Consider the following 14,179-nt stretch of genomic DNA (forward strand, 5'->3'; position numbering starts at 1 on the left):
TGAAATGGACGAGGAACTCGCCTTCAATGGCTTCAGGGGTCAAGGGGGCTTTAAAGATTTCTATTTGATCTTTCTTATCTTCGGCAAAAGCCTGAGAAAACTGCGGAGTCGCATATGAAAATAAAATTGAAAAAATGAATGCAAAACTATGTATTTTTGCTGAAAAACATGTATATTTTCTTAATGTTCGCATTTTCTTTGACTTTGCCTTTAGGGGTGACAGAAAGAATAGGTCTTAAAAGTTGTCTTTTTCGTGACTATGTATCGTAAATGACGTTTTGATCACGTGCAAAGAAAATATGAACGGGTGTGAGGCATTTTTTCGACGCCGATAAAATTTTGGCTAGAGTGGCATAATGGGTAACGACGGTTCTAAACGTGAAGGCAGCTCAATTGAGGTTGCTTTTGATGCAGATAATCAAACGGCAAATTCTTCTGAGGTAACGGATGAAGGAAAGGCAGAAATGCCTGAGCTTTCACCTTTGCAAAAAGAGTATTTGTTGGAAGATGGCGACCGTATGGTCGATGTGGAAGAACTGGCGGCGGAAGATTGGACCGCGCCATTTTATGTGCGCTATCGCCTGCTTTCCATTATGGCTGCGCTTTTAACCGCCGGCTGGGTTTATGGATCGTATGATTATATTGAAACCTATTTTGGCTGGTCGACCCTAACTGAATTAATGCCCCATGAGATTGGCGGGCTGGCAGCTGGTCTTGTAACCCCGCTTGCCTTGTTATGGCTAATCGCAGCTTATCTGGAACGTTCCCGCCTGCTTCAAAATGAAAGTCAGGCTTTGCGCTGGTATCTGCGTCGCATGGTCTATCCATCTGAACATGCAGAAGAGCGCGTGCGTTCCATTACAGACTCCCTTCGTGGACAAACCCAAGAATTAACCCGTGCTTCAGAAGATGCGCTGGTGCGCTCTCGTGCAATCCATGACCTTTTGCGCTCACGCAGTGTGGAACTTTCTGAAGTCTCAAACGAGGCGGATATCAAGGCGAAGGAGGCTGAAGATACACTTCGCCGCCAAGCTGAAGATCTGCTAAATGTTTCTGATCGCGCGATTGATCGTGCGCGCGAAGTCGGCAATGTGCTGCACCATCAAGCTCATGATTTGGTCAATGTATCTGAGCGTGCCTCTAGCCGAACCGAAGATATTGCCGAAACTTTAAAGCGCCGTTCTCAAGACCTTGACCGTGTATCTGACGGGGTGGTTAATAAAACCAAAGAAACAGCCTCGATCTTCCAACGCGAAGGTAAGGCCTTAGAAACTATTTATGAAAATGCCAAGGGTCGCAGTGAAGAAATAAGTGAACTTCTGTCTACCACCATGGGAGATGTGAGCAGGGCCGCTGATGAAGCCGCAGACCGTATCACAAACAGTGCCAAGTCATTGGCCGATCATACCCTTAAGCTTCGCAAGAATACGGATGATGCGCGTGAACAGGGCGAGGCCATGGGCGAGGCGTTTGAGCGCCAGCTTAAAGAGCTTAATGCAACGGCTGAACTGGTCCAAACCCAGACGGGGCAAATTCAGGATAATCTATCTGCACAAACAGGCGAGCTTAATAAAACCGCTGACCATGTGAGTGATCGTGTGCGCGATATGCGCGACACATTAACAGATAGCGCCCAGCAATTGATGAACTCAACGGATAATTCATTGATGGGCATGCGCGCAACATCAGATGGTTTTCGCCAACAAGCGCGCGAGCTGGACGCAGCGACTGAACGCGCCTTGGATCGCACAGGCAAGCTCAATGATGCGGTTCATGAAACAACGCAGAAAACCACAAGTGCTTCCAATATAGCGATTGAACATATCAAGCAGGTTGATGAACAAATCAAAGAAGCTGGTCGTGATATGGAAATGATTGGTGAGGAAACCCGCCAACAGCTTCAAGGCACTGGTGAAGTTTTACGCACACGTATGGATGAGCTGGACGAGCTTTCTGACATGTCTGAACAGCGTCTGCAAAATGCGGGTATTCAGCTGCAAAAACGTTCTCTTGATTTGATCGATTCTGCCACCAATGCAGCCAGCCGTATCCAAAATGTAAGTGCTGCCCTTCATGATGGCTCACAAAACTTAACGATATTGAGCGATAAGGGTGTGGATAGTATTGATATGGCGACAGAAGGCTTGCGTCGTAGCGCGCAAGAAGTCACCCTTCTTGGTGAAAAAGCCCAAATCCAGACGGATCACCTCATCAACCGTATGGATGAAATTCGCGATAGCGCCCATGATGTAGATATTAATCTGAAATCCTTGGGCGGTGAAATTTCTGAGCAACATGAGCGTTTGCAAAAAACCTCATTGGCCTCGCGCGATGCACTGGCGGAAGCCGGGCGTCGCCTATCTCATCATGCAGGTAGTCTGGATAAAGCCTCCAGTGAAGCCGCGGAACGTATGGGCACGGTGAGTGAGACCTTGCAGGGCCGCACAGTTGAGCTTGACCAAGTAAGTGCCAGAACAGTGGAACGTCTGCATGATATGGATAAGACCCTGCAGACCAGTACACGTTCCCTGAAAAATACAGCCGATGCTGCTGCCAATCAAATGGAAGGTTATTCTGAGCGTCTGGATGATCAAACCGCTGTCTTGCAGACAACAGCCGAACAAACTGCCAAGCAGCTTGAACAAGCGCAATCTTCTATTCGCCAAAGTGGTCATGAAATGGCAGGCGCGTCTGATCGGGCAGCGAAGCTTATGGGGCTGGTCGGTTCTGGCTTCCAACGCCAACGCGATGCGATGATGAATGCCACTGAAGATGCAGGTAAGCGCATCTTTGAAATTGGTGAAGGCTTGGAAAACCATGCCTTGCGTGTCAATGAAGTGGCAGATCAGGCTGGGGCAACTTTGGCTGATACGGTTATGGATATGGAACACCGTGTTGAAGATGCGGGTGTGAGCCTGACCAAACGCGTGCAACGTGTGGGCACGCAGGCTGAAAGTGTTGTGGAGAGCGTTGAAAAAGCCACGGCTGATTTGGAAGAACAAGCCCTGCGCATGTCGCAATCTGCCGATCATGTGTCACATCAAATCACGAACGTGAGTGAGGTTACGCAAAAAGAAACCCAACAAGCCTTGGCAGCAACTGAGCAAACTTCTGAGCGGCTCACCAAGATGGGGACAGATTTGAAAGATCATCTGGTCTCGCTTGATGCGCTAGCTGAAGGCGCGCAAGGCACCCTCTTTGAAATGGGTGAGATCTTATCAAAACGTGGTGCTGATATGACCACGGCTGTGACCGATGCGCGCAATCAGGTGGTGATGGTTTCTGAAGAGTTGGATCGCCAGAAAAACAAGGTTAATGATGTAACTGATAATGCCCTTTCACGGGTTAACCAACTTGGTGACGAGCTTGATTATCGCACAGATAATATCTCAACCTCCATGACCCGTGCGGCAACGCTCATGTCACAAATGGCGCAGAAAATGCAAATCATCAGCCGTGATGCAACAGCCGCCAGTGAAACGGCAAATGCTGAAATGCAGGCTGTTACCCATAATATGGAACGCAGCGGCGATCATGTGGAAGAAGTCACCCATCAAAGCATCACTCAGATGAAAGATGCAATCTCGGCCATGCAGGAGTTTGTGACGCAAATTGAAGGGCGTTCTGAAAAAGCAGCTCAACGTGTGGATAAGGCTGGTGAGATTATTCGTGATCGTTCTGAACTGGTGTCAAATGCCGCAGAACAAATCCATCTGGATATATCTCAAGCTGCTGATCACTTGGAAGAGCGTGCCAAGGAAGTGCTGTCTGCAGGGGAGCGTTCTTCGCAACAGCTTGATCAAGTCAGTAAATCGATTGAGCGCAAAACACGTGCAGCACAAGATGGGGCGAAAGAAATCAGGAAAGGCTTTGATATTGCAGGCGCCGCTGTTCGCCAGCAGATGGATGAGCTTGCCGGCACCATGAACCAGACTGTGTCTGAGATCAGCAAGGCAACGGACGGGCTTGAAGAGCGCGCCAGTGATGTTCAACAAGTCTCTGACCTTGCCATGGAAAAACTCGGTGCATGGGATGAGAACCTGGAAAAACGCTCAGAACTCTTGCGCAAAACATGGTCTGATGCTGCCCATGAGGCCCATGGCGCTGCCAAGGAGCTTGAAAAACAGACCAAGTCTATGAGCGATGCAAACAAACATGCCAAGCAGCTTTCCATGGATTTGAAAGCAGTGGACAGCAAGGCAGGTACCGAAGAATTTATGCGTCGTCATGCCTTTGTTGTTGAATCGCTTCAATCTCTTGGTGTGGATATCACCCGTGAGCTTGAGATCGGGATTACTGAGGATGAATGGCGTCGCTTTACCCGTGGGGATCGTTCCATCTTTGTGCGTAAACTTGCCGGGCTTAAAGACCGCAACAAGCTGAATGCCCTAAAAGATACCTACCGTGACCATGAAGACTTTAGAACCTACGTAAACCGTTACTTTAAAGAGTTTGAGCAATTGATTGCTCAAGCCAAGGATAAGGACCAACATGGTATCCTTGCCAATACATTCTATGGATCAGACGTGGGTAAAGTTTATCTCGCACTTTGCGCAGGTTTGGGCCAAGAACCAAAGTAATCTAGGGTCAGGACCTAGTAAGGAACTTCTGAGAGACGTTCTTCAGCGATATCAACAATAAAATCAGCGATGGTGGGATGTGAGCCCATGGCGCGCATGATCCAAAGGTGATGACCCTCAACTTCAAACGGGCCAGCGGGGATGGCGTTCTCGCGCATCTCCATACTTTGTTTTTCAGTGGGCTCAACGCCGATAAAACGGGGGACATCGCGCGCACCGTGGGTGCCTGCCGCAATCATAAAAGGCAGCACGATAATGTTTTTTGTGGTCGTGCGCTTGCTCCAGCCTTTTAAGAAAGGTTTTTCCTCTAAAAAAGCGGGCAGGATCGCATGGAGGGGATAATGCTGATAAATGCGCGTTGCCATCATGACAGTCGTGTCATGCGAAGCCGGGCGATCAGGATTGGGATTGCCATGGGCGACAAGAAAGACGGTGGTGTCTTTTGGGGCAAGGTCGCGCTCTTGCATCACTTCTTTTAAGCGCTTGGCAATAAGGGCGGGTAAGCCCTCATGTTCACCAACGGGTTTGCACAGATGGATGCGTTGAGTATTTGTTTGTGTAAGCTCGCCTTTAAGGCCCATTTCTCGCGGAATGACCACCTTGTTGATATGGCCTGAACAGGCAAGGTTGGGCACGATCACCACTTCGGGGGTTAAGACGCCTTCAAGCACGTCTTTTAAACGGGTGTCTTCTTTCCAAAAGGCGGTTTTAACATCAGCAAAAAGGCCCTTCTTGGCAATATGGGCGGCATGTTTGCGCGCAGGCCGGGCCTGATTGGGGCTTTTGCTGGAGCCATGTCCGGCAATGATCAATGTGGTTTGTTTTAAACGCTCAATCATTGTTCAATATTTTGGCAACCTCAACTACTTGGCCGACGATTAATAAAGAGGGGGGCTTAAAATTCCCTTCAAGGCGCGTGGTGGGTAAGTTCCCCAACGTGGTATAGGCAATGCGCTGTTTATCTGTTGCGCCATTTTCAACAATGGCAGCCGGGGTGTCTGGTGCACGTCCGGCCTGAACCATATTGGCAACGATGTTATTGAGGTTTTTAAGCCCCATATAAATCACGACTGTCATTTCAGGATCAGCAAGCGAAGCCCAGTCAATATCCAGCCCATGACCTTCTTTATGATGGCCCGTAATAAAACGCACACTGCGCGCCATGCCACGGTGGGTTAGTGGTATGCGTGCAGCCGCACCACAACCAGCCGCGGCTGTAATACCGGGCACAACATCATAGGAAATCCCATGTTTTAAAAGATATTCCGCTTCTTCAGAACCGCGACCAAAAACAAAAGGGTCCCCGCCTTTTAAGCGGATGATCAGCTTGTGTTTATTAGCAAGTTCCACCAAAAGGTCGTTGATCTCATCTTGTTTAAGGATATGTCGCCCGGGCGCTTTACCGACAAATACTTTTTCCACCCCTTCAGGCACGAGGCTAAGGATGTCATCACTGACCAGACGGTCATGCACAATCACATCGCCTTTTTGGATATAATTTAGCGCGCGCAGGGTTAAAAGGTCCGGGTCACCGGGGCCCGCACCCACAAGCACGACATGGCCTTTTTGTGTTTGGGGATCAGGCATAAGGAATTTTATCCATGTTACGCGCACCCCATAGTTTTTCCGCTTCTTCTTGGGCTTGTGCCGGGTTGCTGGCTTTATCCATTAAGCGCAAGGCAATGGCAATGGTACCTGTAATGGCTGAGATGGCGTAAGGGTGCGTATCTTTGCCTGCCCATATGTCTTTTAGGCGGCTGATATCCATTTCTGTATCGTGGGCGGCGTGCTCAGCCTCAAGGACGGCGGGCCATTCTTCATCAAAACGCTCGCCATTAATGAGATATTGTACATTTACAGGCTTGGCAGCGCGACGTTCAATCTCGCCGCCTTCACCTTTAAAGACACACATGCGTTTTTGGCCCAAAAGGTCCGCACAATCGCGGTGAATTTCACGATAGGCCGCATGGGTGATACATTGCATCACATTTGGTGCATCAAAGGCATTGATCATACGCGCAAATGTATTAACTGGTGTGCGCACGCCCAATGTGGCCTTAAGGTCGATGATCTCTTGTAAGACAGGGCTGATCTGTTTAAGGGGCAGATAGGCGAAATTGCCATCTTTAAGCTTTTGTGCGCTATCTTCTAAGGATTTTGCCTGATCAATACCCAAGGCCTCAAGCGACTGCTCCGTATAAAGGCGGCCTTCGGTGTGGCCTGCGGCCCCATGCATGAAAATTTTAATCCCGCTTTTGGCCATGGCAAGGGCGGCTAAAAGATAATAAGGCAGTTGGCGCGCTTTACCTGCATAGCTTGGCCAATCCAAATCAATACTTGGAAGGGATGAGGGAAGCTTTAAATCATCACGCACGGCATCGATAAAACCTGCGCCTTCCTGCGGGTCTTCTGAGCGCACACGCAAAATGCATAGAAAAGCGCCCAGTTGAACCGGGTCAACCTCACCCTTTAAAATCATTGTGGTGGCATCATGGGCTTCTTCACGGGTAAGCGGGCGTGAAAGGCGCGGGCCTTTACCGATGATACGGATATATTGTGCAAAAGGGTGTTCGTTAGCCATGGGAAATCTTTTGTATCATTTATTGATAATGCCTATTACATATGACTTTCCATGATTAAGGGAAAGTACAATATGTATATATGTGCCATAAATTTACCTTTGTTGCCTGCACAATAGTGCTGTGTTTAACTGTAAAACAGACTTTTTGGTGTAAAATATATGAATATGGACATCCTTTCACGCTTACCAATCTTGATGCGCCTTGACGCAAGCGCCGTTGAAAAGATTGCTCAACTTGGCGAGTTTCAAGACTTGAGAGAAGGTGATGTGCTTTGTAAAGAAGCCCAAGAGGCCCAAGGCGTGATATGGATTATTAGCGGACGCATTAAAACATCGGTGTCTTTAAATGAAGGTGAAGAAGCCGTTGTGGATATTCTCACCAAAGGGCGCATGCTTGGTCTGGCTGAAGTCTGTGATGGCGGGGCTTATTGCAATACTGCCCAAGCCATTGAAAAGGCCAAAGTCTTTCGCCTTCCCGCCAAAGCCTTTCAGGATTTACTTTCAGAAAGCTTTGAATTTCAGATGGCGGTTTTTGCGCGGGTTTCTGCTGAAATGCGCGGCGCGGTTAAAGAGATCAATGATCTGAACCTTAAAAACACCTCACGCCGCCTTGGGGCTTATATTTTGGGCCTGACCACCAAAGAAGAAGGGCAGGTGACCATTGATCTTCCCTTTGGGAAAAAATTACTGGCCGCGCGTTTGGCGATGAAGCCGGAAAGTCTGTCTCGCGCTTTGGCAAAATTAAAAGCCATTGGCGTTGAAAGTAAGAAGAACCAGATAATGATCGCAGATGTTGAAGCCCTTGGGGAATATTGCGGTCTTGATGATATGGTCATTGAAGGGGAAATGGCATGAGCAAGTCTTTAACCCCTGACGTTCTTGATGAAGTTTCAGAAGTCCTTTTCTTTCATGGATTACCACGCCATGACCTTGAAGAGTTACTGCAATCTGCCGTTTTGATTGAAGAAGCCAAAGGGAGCCTGTTGTTCTCCCAAGGCGATAAGGCCGATCGTTTTTATATCATCCTGAGTGGGCGGGTGAAGCTTTTTACCGCCAATGAAGAGGGCGAAGAAAGTATCGTCGAAGTCTATAATGCGCCAAACAGTTTTGCTGAAGCCGCCATGTTTGCCTCCGCACGTTTTCCTGTTAATTGTGAGACAGTCTTACCCTCACGCCTTGTGCGCATTGAAGGAGCCCCTTTCTTGAAAAACTTGAAAGCAAACCCCAATATCAGCAAGTCCATTTTGATGAAACTTGCAACGCGTTATCGTGATTTACAAGGTGAGATCATCCAGCTTAAAACGCAATCTCCCGCTCAACGTCTGGGCACTTTGTTTCTCTCCCTCATTGAAGATAGTGAAGGCGGAGCGGTGGAGTTGCCTTATGATAAGCATTTAATCGCTGCGCGCGTTGGGATGAAGCCGGAAAGCTTATCACGTGCGCTCACGCGTCTGCGCGACCTTGGGGTGGATTGTCAAAAATCGACCCTTCATGTGGCAGATGTTGAAAAACTAAGAGCTTTTTGCCAAGCGTGATCTTTAGTCTAAGGCCTGCACTAAAGCGCAGAAATCTTGAACACTAAGTTCTTCTGCGCGTTTTGTGGGCTCGATCCCGGCTTTTTTTGCCAGTTCTTCCCCATTGACCCCTAAAGTCTTTAAGCTGGCGCGCAACATTTTGCGGCGTTGCCCAAAGGCGGCTTGGGTGACGCGTTCAAGCTTTGCCTGTTCCACTTCAACAAGTGGTTTTTCATGGGGCACAAGGCTTGCCACGGTGGACATGACCTTGGGCGGTGGGGTAAAGGCGCTTGGTTTGATATTGAAGTTTGTGCGCACATCACACAGCCATTGGGTCAAAACTGAAAGACGACCATATTCTTTGCTGCGTGGTTGTGCTGCCAGACGGTCCGCCACTTCTTTTTGGAACATGAGTGTCAGGCGCTCATAATCGGTGATGTTTTCAAGCCAGTTTAAAACCAGTTGTGTGGAGATATTATAAGGCAGGTTGGCAACGATCTTTCTCGGGCCATTACACAAGCTGGCAGGATTAATCTCAAGCGCATCGCCTTCAATGATTTCAAGGCGACCGGGATAGGCGGCGGCAATTTCGTTTAAGGCTGCAATGGGGCGTTGGTCGCGCTCAATCGCAATGACTTTTTTTGCCCCTTCTGCAAGCAAGGCACGGGTCAACCCACCGGGACCGGGGCCGATCTCAATGACGGTGCATTTAGTTAAATCACCTGCAGCGCGGGCAACGCGGCCTGTCAGGTTTAAATCAAGCAGGAAATGCTGACCCAATGATTTTTTTGCCGCCAGATCATATTTGGCGATGACATCGCGCAAAGGGGGAAGGGTATCTGTGCTCATTGGTTTTGTTCTTTCTGTCTTTGTGCCATGTCACCTGCCATTTTTATGGCTGCACATAGGCTATTCTCACTGGCCTTGCCTGTGCCTGCAATATTGAGTGCCGTACCATGATCAGGTGAGGTACGAATAAAGGGCAGGCCCAATGTTACGTTCACCCCCAGATCAAAGGCAAGTGTCTTGACGGGGATAAGCCCTTGGTCATGATACATGCACATGGCCACATCATATTGTTCGCGCGCTTCTTTGTGAAACATGGTATCAGGTGGCAAGGGGCCCGTTACATTAAAGCCCTCGGCTTTAAGCTGTTTAACAGCAGGGGCAATAATATCAATTTCTTCGCGCCCCATATCACCATCTTCGCCTGCATGGGGGTTAAGCCCAGCAAGGGCAAGGCGAGGGTGTTTAATGCCCGCGCGCATCTCAAGGCCATGGGCTGTGATCTTGCATTTTTCAATGATCAGCTCAGTGGTGAGCTCTTTAATTGCCTCAGAGAGAGAGACATGAACGGTGATGGGCACAACGCGCAACTCATCACAAGCCAGCATCATAATGGGCGGCGTGCTTATGCCTGCCAGATCAGCTAAAAATTCCGTATGACCGGGAAAGTTAAAACCTGCGTTATGGAGATTATGTTTATGAATAGGGTTGGTCACAATCCCTGCTGCTGCACCCTTTTGGGTTAATTCAACTGCGCGCTCAATAGAGTTGATAACAGGCTTTGCGCTATGTTTACTTAAAATGCCCGGCTCACCCGCTGTAACGGGATGTTCAAGAATGGGCAGCGCATCAACAAATACATCTTTTGCTTGGGCAGGGTCCTCAATGGGGCAAATTGGAATGGTCCAGCCCAATTGATTGGCGATGTGACTGATGCGATGGGGGCAATCAATTAGGAAAAAGGCTGGGAGGTTATCCCGGTGATCACGCCATGCTTTTAATGTGATTTCCCCGCTAATCCCGGCGGGTTCCCCCATTGTCAGCGCTAGCGGTGGGATCATAGACGGATATCCACAAACGCATTGCGGCGCAATCTTTGCAAGATACGGCGGTTTTCGCGACCGATTTTTTCCATACGCAAATGCTGCTTGAGGCGTTTTTTCTTGGCAATATCCGGCGTTTTTGGGACGGGTTTGCGCTCACACACCATCAAAACCAGTACGGCCTTGTTTTTCTGCTCATGCGTTGTGATTTGGTTGGCGCGAAGTGGTTTTAAGACTGTGCGGATATCACCTGGCATGGAAGAAAGTTTCACATTGGCAAAACGAGAGCCAAGTCCACCTTCAATCTTTTTTGCCAGCTCAACCAGATTGTCACAGCTTTGTGCCTCGTAAGCAAGGTTACGCGCTGCGGCACGTTTTGCGTTGCGCAGGTCCTCTGCCATATTGGGGGCAAAAGGCAAGACCGCTTGGGCCACATCAAGGATTTCGTCATCCTCTTCTTGCCCTGAAATACGCATCTTATGAAGCTGTAGGATATAATAACCTGATTGGGTGCGAAGAACGGGGGAATAACCACCTTCTTCTATAGCTTGCAGAGCTGCTTCGATATTGGCTGAAATACTGCCAGATTGGACCCAACCTAACTTACCACCATTTGCAGCAGAGGGGCTTTGGGAAAAATCCCGTGCAAGGGCTGCAAAGGGAGAGCCGTTTTGGATATGACCGATCAGGCGTTCACTCATCTGGCGCGCAGCCCCGTCTTGTGAGGGCGCTTCTACAGGAATGAAAATTTCAGAATAGAGATATTCCGGCTTGCCTTTATTGGCTTGAATCTGGGCAAATGCGTCATCAACCTCTTTTTCGCTCACACGTGTGCGCTCACCACCGCGTCGTGTTAGCATTTTTGTCCATGTGATTTCTGCAATGGCTTGGTCTTCTAAAACCTCAATATCCACACCGATTTTATTAAGGAATGGCACCAGCATTTCCGGTTTGATCTTTTGTGATTGAGCATAACCGACCAGACCATTTTTGATTTCATCGTCGCTTGCTCCAAAGCCAAGTTTTTTAGCTTCTTGTGCTTTAAGGCGCTCATCAATCATTAATTTCAAGATGTTGGACGCCAAGCGTTTGCGCACTTGTGGGCTATCTTGCATGCGTGAGGTAACGATTGTTAAGCGCACACGTTGGGCCAGATCAAGGGCGGAGATCACATCATCATTGACCACTGCAGCAATGCGCATAACCCCTTGCGCGCTTGCAGTTAAAGGCAAGAGGAAAAAACCTGTAAACAACAGGGAAATCATTAAATTAAAACAGGTGCGGTTCATCATGGCGGATCGTTTTTTTCGAGTTTTTACTATAGCCGTATAATTTATACAGTTTTTCAAAGAAGTATAGTCTTTAACCATCTTCAAGGTGCAATATCATCGCACATCCCAGCAACAGACAAATACACGCTGGTGCCCATGCGGCTAAAAGCACGGGAATGCTACCCGATAAGGCCAGTGCCATGGAGATATCAGAGAAGAAATAAAGGATAAACCCTGTCAGCATACCACCCGCAACCACAAAGGTCGTGCCGCTTTTACGCGTATGGCGCAAGGTGAAGGTTGCGGCGATTAAAATCATCGCAGCGAGCAAGAAGGGCGCAGATAACAGGCTGTGCCAGTGCAGTTTATGGCGTTTGCCGCTAAAGCCTGCGCGTTCCATATTGTCAATAAAACCGGGCAGGGACCAAAAAGACATGGTTTCTGGCGGGGCAAAACTGTCTTGAATTTTATTCAGTGTCAGGTCGGTTTCAAACCAAAGCTCTTCGTTAAACTCTGTTGGCTGTTCAACAATATGAACCTGCACATCATAAAGATGCCAGAACCCGTCTTCAAGCGAGGCTCGATCGGCTTCGATGCGGTGAGAGAAATTATCACGGTCTTTATAAACAAAGATGGTGACGTCATTTAAGTCCACACTGTCTTGTTGCTGCAACACATAGCGCGAATGTAAAACGGACTGCCCATCCAGATTGCTTTGGCGCAACCATAACCCATTGGCAGACAGGCTCAAAAGGTTGGTTTTACCATCAAAATATTTGCTTTCCATCTGCTCATAGGCACTCAAGGAGGCTGAACCAAGCGGGTTCACCACCATGATCTGGAAGAGCCCTAGACCAAAGGCAACCAAAATAGCAGGCGTCATAAAACGCCATGCTGAAACGCCAGCAGCGCGCGTGACCACCAATTCATGGGATTTGGTCAGGCGGCTAAAGGCCGACATACCGGCAAAAAGCACGGCAAAGGGAAACGTTTCTTGGCCCAGATGGGGCAGCTTTAAAAGCGCCATTTGCAAGGCAAGAAAGGCGGTGATGCCTTCTTTGTTGGAAGAACGACGCAATAACTCGATAGAATCGATCAGGAAAATCAGCCCTAAAAAGACCAACATCAAAATCGCAAAATGGGTGAGGAAATGACGCCCGATATAAATCGAAAGGGTGGGGGCTAAACGTATCATATGATTTGGCCTCCCTTAACTTTCAGCACGCGCTTGCTGCGCAAATTCGATTTCGCGCGCAATGGTCTTGGGGTTGCGTTTTTTATTCCAGCTCATAAAGAAGCTACAGACCGGAATAGGAATGAGTGTGGCAATATAAAGCAAAGGCAACAGATTAAGGTTTTTGGCGGCAACATTTGCCATACCCAATGAGGCCACTTGCAGTAAAATCACCCCGCTTACCGCCAGCATAATGCGCTTGCCTTGCCCACGCCTGCTGAAATGTCCTGCAGTGAGGAACATAATGGCAGCCAGTGCGTTTGAGAGGCACAAGAATGGGCTGATCATACGTTGATGGCCCTCAACAATGAATTTTCCATAATCATGGGGCGCAATCAGCCTGTTTTTCTCCGGCTCTAACAGCTCAGGCACCATCAATTCGCGTGCTTCTGGCGTGCGCTCACTGACTTCTTGGCGTTTGATCGGCACATCATGGGTGTAGCGATCAAAATAGAGCATGGAGAATTTACCGCTATGGCGGTCCACCAATTGGCGATTGCCTTCAAACATAATGACCCGTGCAGACCCTTCAACCTCAACCAAAACGCCACGTTCTGCCATTAAGGTAACCGGGCGACCCTCCACACTTTCATCATGAACGAGGATACCAAGAAGTTGGCCTTCTTGGGTGCGTTCGCGCACATATACCGTGACCTTGCTGCTCAGTTCGTTAAAGGCACCTTCGCGCAATAACAGGTGAGACATGGAATGGCGCAATTCCCATTGCAACTCGCGAAACAGTTCATAAGATTTGGGCACAAGGTATAGATTAAGACTATAAGACGCCATCATCACAACCGTGGTCAGCACCAAGGCAGGCTTGGCGATCATCCAGTTGCTCATCCCACTGGCGCGCATAACGGGGAGTTCTCTGTCCATATTGAGACGGCTATAGACAAAGGTGACCACTGCAAACAGGGCGACAGGCAAGATGATGGTGAGGAAATTGGGCAGTAAAAGGGCAGTGAAATAGATGAACATGCCAATACCAAGGCCCCTGTTCACAATCATTTCGACAAAGCGAAGTGACTGGGTCAGCCATAAAACACAAACCAATGCCAAAGCCACCATAACAAAGCCGGCAAAAAGCTGTGCAAAAAGGTATCTGTCCAAACTTTTCATCATAGAGGGAGTATAATCCTTTACGTCACGAAGGAAAGCAATATGATG

Annotated in this window: 11 protein-coding genes; 3 read left to right on the forward strand and 8 right to left on the reverse strand. The window is 48.6% G+C overall.

The window, feature by feature from the left end; translation table 11 throughout:
* Nucleotides 1-356: 356 nt before the first annotated feature.
* Nucleotides 357-4,580: a methyl-accepting chemotaxis protein gene (locus MTBPR1_RS14105; RefSeq protein ID WP_069189659.1), complete on the forward strand. Its 4,224-nt coding sequence runs from the start codon at nucleotides 357-359 to the stop codon at nucleotides 4,578-4,580.
* Nucleotides 4,581-4,594: 14 nt separating this feature from the next.
* On the opposite strand, the gene MTBPR1_RS14110 is transcribed toward MTBPR1_RS14105, so the two are convergent.
* From MTBPR1_RS14110 to MTBPR1_RS14120, 3 genes are read right to left on the reverse strand one after another with little or no spacing between them, the layout of a single operon-like run.
* The gene (locus MTBPR1_RS14110) at nucleotides 4,595-5,419 is read right to left on the reverse strand and encodes a CbiX/SirB N-terminal domain-containing protein (RefSeq protein ID WP_069189660.1); all 825 of its coding nucleotides are present in this window, start codon (nucleotides 5,417-5,419) and stop codon (nucleotides 4,595-4,597) included.
* Nucleotides 5,412-6,167 (reverse strand): uroporphyrinogen-III C-methyltransferase, encoded by a 756-nt coding sequence (gene cobA, locus MTBPR1_RS14115; protein ID WP_069189661.1) that lies wholly within the window; start codon nucleotides 6,165-6,167, stop codon nucleotides 5,412-5,414. Before cobA ends, MTBPR1_RS14110 begins: the two co-directional genes overlap by 8 nt.
* Nucleotides 6,160-7,161, reverse strand: a complete 1,002-nt coding sequence (locus MTBPR1_RS14120) for a glycosyl transferase family protein (RefSeq protein ID WP_069189662.1) — start codon at nucleotides 7,159-7,161, stop codon at nucleotides 6,160-6,162. The genes cobA and MTBPR1_RS14120 overlap by 8 nt, the downstream gene beginning before the upstream one ends.
* 159 nt (nucleotides 7,162-7,320) lie before the next feature.
* Here MTBPR1_RS14120 and MTBPR1_RS14125 point away from each other — a divergent pair, with 159 nt between their 5' ends.
* Nucleotides 7,321-8,016, forward strand: coding sequence for a Crp/Fnr family transcriptional regulator (locus MTBPR1_RS14125; RefSeq protein WP_069189663.1), 696 nt, complete (start codon nucleotides 7,321-7,323; stop codon nucleotides 8,014-8,016).
* Complete coding sequence (locus MTBPR1_RS14130; RefSeq protein ID WP_069189664.1) at nucleotides 8,013-8,696, forward strand: Crp/Fnr family transcriptional regulator; 684 nt, start codon at nucleotides 8,013-8,015, stop codon at nucleotides 8,694-8,696. Before MTBPR1_RS14125 ends, MTBPR1_RS14130 begins: the two co-directional genes overlap by 4 nt.
* Before the next feature lie 3 nt (nucleotides 8,697-8,699).
* Here MTBPR1_RS14130 and rsmA read toward each other — a convergent pair whose 3' ends face one another.
* The 5 genes from rsmA to lptF are packed head-to-tail and all read right to left on the reverse strand — an operon-like array spanning nucleotide 8,700 to nucleotide 14,134.
* Nucleotides 8,700-9,524: a 16S rRNA (adenine(1518)-N(6)/adenine(1519)-N(6))-dimethyltransferase RsmA gene (rsmA, locus tag MTBPR1_RS14135; RefSeq protein WP_069189665.1), complete on the reverse strand. Its 825-nt coding sequence runs from the start codon at nucleotides 9,522-9,524 to the stop codon at nucleotides 8,700-8,702.
* Nucleotides 9,521-10,522 carry a 4-hydroxythreonine-4-phosphate dehydrogenase PdxA gene (pdxA, locus tag MTBPR1_RS14140; protein WP_069189666.1) on the reverse strand — a complete coding sequence of 334 codons (1,002 nt, stop codon included), beginning with the start codon at nucleotides 10,520-10,522 and terminating at the stop codon, nucleotides 9,521-9,523. Before pdxA ends, rsmA begins: the two co-directional genes overlap by 4 nt.
* The gene (locus tag MTBPR1_RS14145) at nucleotides 10,519-11,874 is read right to left on the reverse strand and encodes a peptidylprolyl isomerase (protein ID WP_083223105.1); all 1,356 of its coding nucleotides are present in this window, start codon (nucleotides 11,872-11,874) and stop codon (nucleotides 10,519-10,521) included. The genes pdxA and MTBPR1_RS14145 overlap by 4 nt, the downstream gene beginning before the upstream one ends.
* Nucleotides 11,867-12,970: an LPS export ABC transporter permease LptG gene (lptG, locus tag MTBPR1_RS14150; RefSeq protein WP_240492918.1), complete on the reverse strand. Its 1,104-nt coding sequence runs from the start codon at nucleotides 12,968-12,970 to the stop codon at nucleotides 11,867-11,869. The genes MTBPR1_RS14145 and lptG overlap by 8 nt, the downstream gene beginning before the upstream one ends.
* A gap of 15 nt (nucleotides 12,971-12,985) precedes the next feature.
* A complete protein-coding gene (lptF, locus tag MTBPR1_RS14155; protein ID WP_083223106.1) occupies nucleotides 12,986-14,134 on the reverse strand; it encodes an LPS export ABC transporter permease LptF in 1,149 nt (382 codons plus the stop codon).
* Nucleotides 14,135-14,179 lie beyond the last annotated feature (45 nt).

Source organism: Candidatus Terasakiella magnetica (assembly GCF_900093605.1).
Taxonomy (GTDB): Bacteria; Pseudomonadota; Alphaproteobacteria; order Rhodospirillales; family Terasakiellaceae; genus Terasakiella; species Terasakiella magnetica.

Bases quoted from the DNA above. Each gene is read 5' to 3' on its own strand.
- MTBPR1_RS14105 (WP_069189659.1), top strand. From the start codon at position 357: ATGGGTAACGACGGTTCTAAACGTGAAGGCAGCTCAATTGAGGTTGCT.
- MTBPR1_RS14110 (WP_069189660.1), bottom strand. From the start codon at position 5,419: ATGATTGAGCGTTTAAAACAAACCACATTGATCATTGCCGGACATGGC.
- cobA (WP_069189661.1), bottom strand. From the start codon at position 6,167: ATGCCTGATCCCCAAACACAAAAAGGCCATGTCGTGCTTGTGGGTGCG.
- MTBPR1_RS14120 (WP_069189662.1), bottom strand. From the start codon at position 7,161: ATGGCTAACGAACACCCTTTTGCACAATATATCCGTATCATCGGTAAA.
- MTBPR1_RS14125 (WP_069189663.1), top strand. From the start codon at position 7,321: ATGAATATGGACATCCTTTCACGCTTACCAATCTTGATGCGCCTTGAC.
- MTBPR1_RS14130 (WP_069189664.1), top strand. From the start codon at position 8,013: ATGAGCAAGTCTTTAACCCCTGACGTTCTTGATGAAGTTTCAGAAGTC.
- rsmA (WP_069189665.1), bottom strand. From the start codon at position 9,524: ATGAGCACAGATACCCTTCCCCCTTTGCGCGATGTCATCGCCAAATAT.
- pdxA (WP_069189666.1), bottom strand. From the start codon at position 10,522: ATGATCCCACCGCTAGCGCTGACAATGGGGGAACCCGCCGGGATTAGC.
- MTBPR1_RS14145 (WP_083223105.1), bottom strand. From the start codon at position 11,874: ATGGTTAAAGACTATACTTCTTTGAAAAACTGTATAAATTATACGGCT.
- lptG (WP_240492918.1), bottom strand. From the start codon at position 12,970: ATGATACGTTTAGCCCCCACCCTTTCGATTTATATCGGGCGTCATTTC.
- lptF (WP_083223106.1), bottom strand. From the start codon at position 14,134: ATGATGAAAAGTTTGGACAGATACCTTTTTGCACAGCTTTTTGCCGGC.